This window comes from Brevibacterium sp. CCUG 69071 (genome assembly GCF_021023135.1).
In the GTDB taxonomy this organism is placed as follows: Bacteria; Actinomycetota; Actinomycetes; order Actinomycetales; family Brevibacteriaceae; genus Brevibacterium.
In genome coordinates, this window is sequence record NZ_PGFV01000009.1 from 116752 (window position 1) to 123787 (window position 7036).

Genomic DNA, 7036 nt, shown 5'->3' on the forward strand with positions numbered 1-7036 from the left:
AAGCAGTACAACGTAGCACAGCACAAACATACAGGAGCAGCGTATGTCAATTGAACTATCTCTCGTGATACCCAGCTTCAGAGGCGAAGAACATATTCGACCGTGCCTTGACTCGATAGTCAACCAGACGCTGAGTCCGGAAAAATATGAAGTACTGGTGGTAGTCAACGGATCTCCCGATTCGGTTCCGGAGATTGTGGACGAAATCTTGAGCGCAAACTCAAAAATTAACTACCAAATAATCTACGAAGAACTGCCGTCACTTTCCAACGCACGGAATGTTGGAATTCAATGGGCGAACGGGGATTGGGTGACTTGGGTTGATGTCGACGACTGGATTTCCAACAATTTTTTGGAAGAACTCCTGGATTGTGCAAGGGACGGAGTAACCCCGCTGGCATGTGTTGCAGATGTTGATGAAGTGTCTGGCGCGGTATCACCCTCTCCTATATCTAAACAAATATTGGAACACAGTCCAGGGGAATATAAGGCGGCTACATTATGGAGAGCGCTTGGCTTTGCCGCGTGTAAGCTGCTGCCGACTACTCTTGCGAAGCAACGAGCTTTTGACGTAGAACTACGCAGTGGAGAAGACGTAGCCTATTTTCCACCCTTCTACGCTGAAAACGAGTTGCGATTCGACAATACGCCCGCTCACAAGGGAGCTACATACTTCAGGCAAGTAAGAACTGGGTCGATGTCGCGACAAACCGCGTCTTTTGATTTCTCTGTTTCCCAGCGTTTGAGGGTTATGCAACATCTCGATCTCGCGGCAGTGACGGCCAAGGATGACATGAAGTCTGTGATGCATGGCATGATGCGCTCCCAAACGCTATTTGCGAAGAGATTTCTAGATGAGCATCCCGATCAACTTACTAGCGTAATTGATGCGTTTGATGATTCGAGTTTGTACTACACTCCGTGGAACATACTTTCAGCGAAGACAAACAGACTCGCGATTTCGTACAATTTTCTACCGTTTGCTGACGCGAGTGCGGTTGTGGCAGCGAAAAGAATTATCAATTCTAATCGCCAATGGAACGTTATAAATAATGATATGTCCAAGGTCAGAAGTATCGACACTGAATTGCATGCCGCGGTACTTCCGTATATATCGACGCAAAAGACTATCAGAAACGTTCCAATTTTCGGTGGTTGGCGTGGCGTCCGGGAGTTCTGCGAATCTGGTCGGAAGGAAATTGCCAATATAGAAGAAGCACACGGCCCTCAAACCGATATATACAGTCGATCGATGTGGCCCGCATCTCACTACTTGGCGGCGTCGCAGAAAGTGAAACGTCCCAATGCTAAGTGGACGGCGGAGTTTTCAGATCCATTGCGTAAGGACGTTTTCGGTACGGAACGCCTCGGGAACATTGAAGATGATGAACTTTGGCGTGAGGTGTACGCAGCTGTAGATGAGGCTGGGTTTGAGCTGTCTGTGAACGAGTCGTTATTCGCGGTCTGCGAAAAAATAGCATACGCTTTGGCCGATGAGATCTACTTCACTAACAGTCATCAAATGAAGTATATGATGTCCTACCTGAACGATGAGGCTTTGCGTAGTCGCGTGCGCCGTATTGCACGAATAGTACCGCAACCGGTTCCCGGCTCGCGACTGCTTTCCAACAACAGAAGCGAAGCTATTAGCCCTGAGACCGGCAGAATCGAAATTGGATATTTTGGCAGCTTCTACCCGAACCGCGGAGCTGGCGCAATCCTAGAGGCTCTGCGATCCAGTGGTAAAGAAGTGCGAGAGAAAGTTCGCCTAAACATCTTCACCCCTAATCATGAAAACGTGTCTAACGAAATATCGCGGTATGATCTAAACGGAAGTGTTCTGGTTGCGGATCAATTGCCGTATCTGGAATTTCTGAGGAAAGCTACTGCTATGGACTATTTGTTGATCTCTGATGCAGAGACTGCTAGTACCGGACATCGGATTAACCCATATCTGCCGTCTAAGCTCAGTGACTATTTAGGCACAGGTTCATCCATCTGGGCTCTTTTCGAGCCTGGGAGTATTTTAAGTAGACAGAATCTGACCATTATGAACCGGGCAGGAGATTTGCAACAGATTGCCAGTACTTTGAAGAGGATCGCGCAATAATGAATACTGTAGACTCGCGTTTTTACCGAAAACTCCTTGGAGTCCTCTTATCCATCCTGGCCGTGACCGTTCTGGCCGCAATCATCTGCCTATTCCTGTTTCCAGTGTTGACGGGATTGGTGGCGGTCCTCGGTGGTGCGTCAGCTATTGCCGTAGCTACTGCGCTGTCCCATGTTCGGATGCGGATGATGTTCAGTTCAATGAACAGCCGATCGGCTAAAACCATGAAGGAATTGGAATCCACGAAAACCGGATTTACGAATTCTCTATTGGAGTTGCGATCGGACCTTGCGACACAACCTTGGGCTGAGCAGTTCAATTTGGTCGACCGCTTGTATGGGAAAGTTTCAGATCTAGAGCGTGAAGTCATCGCAAACGATAGCTTTGCCGATAGTCGATCCGATGAGATTGCTAATCTAGTGATCGGCGAAGTCAAGGCTGCTCGGCTAGAAGTCGTCGCTGCCGTCGAATCGGGATTCTCGTCCTGGTCAGAGTCCGAGCTGGTGAGGGCAGATAGTTCGCAAGCAGTTCTTAACGAGATTCGCGAATCTATCAAATCGAATACCTTATTGATTCGTAATCTTCGTGAATTCGCGGAAACCGCTAATAAGTACTTGGCAGACAACGAGCGCCTGCTTCGTAAGCACACTAGCGACGAGTACGATGCGCGTAGGGATCACGGACGATCATTGGATTCTATCAGCAGGAATATCGACGGAATTTCAGACCGTCTAAGCTCTCTTAGGAAACGCGCCGGGACAATGGATGAAAAAATTGGGTCGGGCTTTAATTCGATCGAGTCTAAAATTTCTGAAACCACGGAATCCGAGCAGTCATATATTTTCGCTGTGGGTCAGGCCGTCGATCGCGTACGAAGTCGACTTGAAGAAATTGCGCGTATGAACGCCGAGAGCGCCGAGTTGAATGCCCTCGCGGTCGAAGAGCAGTTTGAGTTGGTATCGAAAAAGCTTGCGTCTCGTGCAGAAGCGGGCGCGACGTTATCTGCCTTGGCCGGTCTGTCTGACGAGATCCACGAGATTCATCGTTTGAATACGGTTGCCCTGGACACTTCTTCTACTCAATTGGTGGATTCCGTAAATCGGGCTTTGAATACGAAGTTTGAGCGGGTAGAGCAGGGGATCGAAACGGAATCGGCCAACATAGTCAACCGACTCGTAGCGAGCTTTGAGGAACTGGGAGCAAAAAGTGACAGCGTTGAGAAGTCGGCGCAGGAGCATTTCAACGCTCTGCAGAGTAAGTTGCAACAGCTGAGGGTTGGTGTAGAAGAGCTCCCTAAAGACGTCAGTGACTATTGGTCGCTCCTTGGGCAATACGATTTGCTATCTACCGAGAGTCCTCGTATCGGTGGATGGGCCGTAACCGTCCCTGCGATAGCAAGTCTGGTTCGCGAGATTGAAAATCGTAGTGAAGTGGAAAACGTTCTTGACGTTGGCTCTGGTACGTCTACGGTTTGGTCGGCTCTTGCCATGCGGAAACGGGGATATGGGAAAGTCTTCGCCTTGGAACACGAACCGGAGTATGCGGAGCAACTGAGGTCTACGCTAGACGAGTTGGATTTGACGGATTGGGCAGAAGTAGTCGTAGCTCCATTGGCCCCATGGACACCTGGTCGAGACTATACGATCGAGCACGATCGCCTACCCGACAGATGGTATTCGACCTATGACATTTCCGACCGGGAATTTGATGTCGTATTCGTCGATGGGCCCCCCGGAAGATTCCAGGAGTTTTCTAGACTGCCAGCGATGGAGTCTCTTATTAACCAGCTGCGGCTGAACTGCCTCGTAGTCATTGACGACACAATACGAGTAGAAGAACGAGATACAGTAAACGAATGGTTGTCATTGGACTTCGAAAATCGAAAGCTCATTATTGAAACTCAACTGTCCAAGTCGACGGTTCTTAGGCTTGTTGACTGACTTAAAGTGTAGAATATGATCAAGTTGAAAGGTTCAATGCTAAACGTTGCAGCGTTGTCACGTCGACGTTGGAGACAGTTGGTGTGCTTGTACAGGCGCGCGTTCCCAACGCTTGTCATGCAGATAATCGGCTAGATGAGTACGCTGTTCCAATCTCCGCGGAACTAAACCGCGAATAGTAGAGAGAAATTGATTAATGGTCTCGTGTAATTCGATATGGGATAAGCGACACGACGGCCCCATTAAGTATTGGGCCGATACCGCTTCAGTGTTGATTAACTCTGAACAGTCTCCGACAGGTAAAACCCGTCACATAGTACAATCGGGAGTTGACGCGTTTTCAAATTTGGCCTTGGATTCGCTTTATGTTCGAGGTCGCGGCGATGTACTTATAGTCTCGCTGCACGGCGCGCTGGTTCGCAATGATGTCGAGTTGCCCAGATTCGAATGGCTAGCCGCGTTAGAATCCAGAAGCGAGCATAAACTTTTCATTGCGGATTCTATGCTATTTAAATCCGAGAATCTGACTTTGGGTTGGTATATCGGTAATGAATCATGTGACCTACCGCCGCTGATAGCCAATTATGTGAAACGCGTTATGTACTGTATCGGCGCTGACAAAGTAGTGTTTGTCGGTTCCTCGGGGGGCGGCTATGCATCCTTGGCTATTTCGACATACATAGACAATTCTTCTGTTGTTTGCTTCACTCCTCAAACAAATGTTTGGAAATTCAGCAAAGGTCATACTGACAACCTCTTGTCTGAAGCATTCCCGTCATTCGATAACGTTGAGGATGCGAATTCCAGTGACCCTCGTAGGTTTTCACTCATCGAGCGTTATAGAGAACCCTCACGGAAAAATAAGTTCATTTATATTCAGAACTCCGGCGACGTCGGTCACCTCCAGACGCATTTCAAGCCGTTTGCAGAATCCCTTGGTGTGCGTTTGCCGAATGGTCGAACATTTGACCAAAGTGGACGGTTCATCACTTTCGACTATGGAGACGGACATGTGGCTCCTCCGAAACATCGCCTGAGTGAGTTTCTTGATTTGGCTTTAGAGGACCTTGAAGAGCCGAAGAAAGAGGCGGTTGTTTCCGCGGGCAAGACAGGGGAGGTATGGAACTCTGACTTCGTGCGCGGTTCTAGTAGCCTTCTAAATGTGCCTCCCGAGCTGAATTCGTACTATCTAGCGACTGACCCGCCTCTTAGGTCGGAATCTCCGAACTTGTCGTTTAATGTGGATGGCGTCCCGATGCGAGTAATCGACGATGTCGACCATGACCATCCTGTTCTGCAAGCTCAATACATGCTCAAGCAACTGAATACTTTACGTAGGACTTCCGATCCAGCAGTAGAAGGTGTCGTTCGGTCGATTGTGGCCCGCTGGAAGAAAGTTGGCGTTGAGTCTCGTGGGGCACATTTCATTCCATACTTGTTCGAATGGAATGCCGGCAAGCAACAGCCGCCGTGGTATTCTGCGATGGCGCAGGGGCAGGCATTGTCTGCTGTAAGTAGGCTTTATGAGATATTTCCTGAGCGCGAATACCTGGAATTTGCTGCGACCCTGTTTCGTAGCTTTGAGCTGTTGCCAAGTTCTGAACAACCTGACACTCCATGGGTCGTCGACATCGACTCGTCAGGGTATCTGTGGCTTGAGGAATACCCCTACCCTGGCCAGGGTAAATGTGTTATTAACGGGCATTTGTTTGCGGCTTGGGGTATTTACGATTATTGGCGGGTGTTCTCTAATGAAAAGGCGTATACTCTTGCAAGCGCTGCGCTCGAATCAACGAAGCATTATATTTTGCAGAGTCGGAACAGGGGTTGGTCGTCCCATTATGATCTCAATAGCTTCTTTTTGATCAGAAATTACCATCAAACTCATATTTCTCAAATGGAAATGACATACAATCTGACTGGAAATCCGTACTTCTTGAAAATTGCTGATTTGCTTGAGTCTGATTTTCCCAGTTATCAGAGATGGGGCTCTGCCTATCTCGAAAAGGGTGCTCATGATGTTTTCAAGCTCGACAACATCAATGTTCCTAGTAAGGTGTTAGAGTCGGGTTCTGTGGTTTTGGATAAAGCTACTGCTTTTGATTTTGCGGTCCGTACTAAAGTTGAGGAGGAAGAAGGGGTATGGTTGCGGCTAAGCAGTGGCGAGCTGAGCGGATGGTGGGTGCGGGAGGAGCCACCAAGAGTATTCCCTCGGCTTTGTTTTGACAGGCACTACTATCAAAGGCCGCGTAACGTTATATTGCCCTCAGGTAAGGTGAGGCATAACACGTTTAATGAGTGGGGTTCGGTCATTGATCTTGTGTCCACCTCTATCGAGGATCCCTTAGAGATTGCCGTTTCGTCTCGTGCGCTCTGGAACGGTATAGCTTACTACCAGGTTGCTGTATCAGAATCGAACACTGTGGTTCCTGCGTATCGTTGGATTCAAAAGTCGGAATGTATCGATTGAATCCCGCGGTAGTCGTTTAGGCGGCCACTTCGTAGGCATTTGTGATTTATCGTATGTCTCATTTCGTGCGAGGCCAGGTCTAGGTAGGCTTATCCTCGCGGGTCTGAGGCAACGTGTGTTCCTATTGAGGTGCTGGGCAGTTGCTGTGGGCAGTGGAGAGCGTCTAGGGCCACTTCAATTTCAGATCGATAGTTTGGAATGCCGTTTGTCGTCAGCGGAAGTTTCTTTGGTCGAGATTTCGTCTGAGTTGTGAAGCGGTCGCGTTTTCACCATGGTCGTTCAGTCTCGTTGAGCGCAAGGTCCTTTTGCTATAGCCGTCACCCACATGTTTCTCCGCTGCCCCAGACTTGCACAAGTAGGTGAGTATTTCAGGGCCTCCAAGTGTATTTGTGGCTCATCGTAAACGAGAGTGTAGAACCGGTCTGAAACCACCGGACTCGAGTAAGCACCTCGCGATGTAATGCGTGAGGTTGCGGAACCCGAGGGCTGATCCCCGAAGGTGTTCGAGCCTGCCAT

3 protein-coding genes are annotated in these 7036 nt (G+C 48.9%); all 3 read left to right on the forward strand.

Features of this window, described 5'->3' with window-relative positions; genetic code table 11:
- The first annotated feature begins 43 nt into the window (after positions 1-43).
- Positions 44-2110 (forward strand): glycosyltransferase, encoded by a 2067-nt coding sequence (locus CV023_RS17955; protein ID WP_230748438.1) that lies wholly within the window; start codon positions 44-46, stop codon positions 2108-2110.
- Positions 2110-4050 carry a class I SAM-dependent methyltransferase gene (locus CV023_RS17960; protein ID WP_230748439.1) on the forward strand — a complete coding sequence of 647 codons (1941 nt, stop codon included), beginning with the start codon at positions 2110-2112 and terminating at the stop codon, positions 4048-4050. Before CV023_RS17955 ends, CV023_RS17960 begins: the two co-directional genes overlap by 1 nt.
- Positions 4051-4402: 352 nt before the next feature.
- Entirely contained in the window at positions 4403-6520 is a 2118-nt protein-coding gene (locus CV023_RS17965) for a D-glucuronyl C5-epimerase family protein (protein WP_230748440.1), read from the forward strand.
- Positions 6521-7036 lie beyond the last annotated feature (516 nt).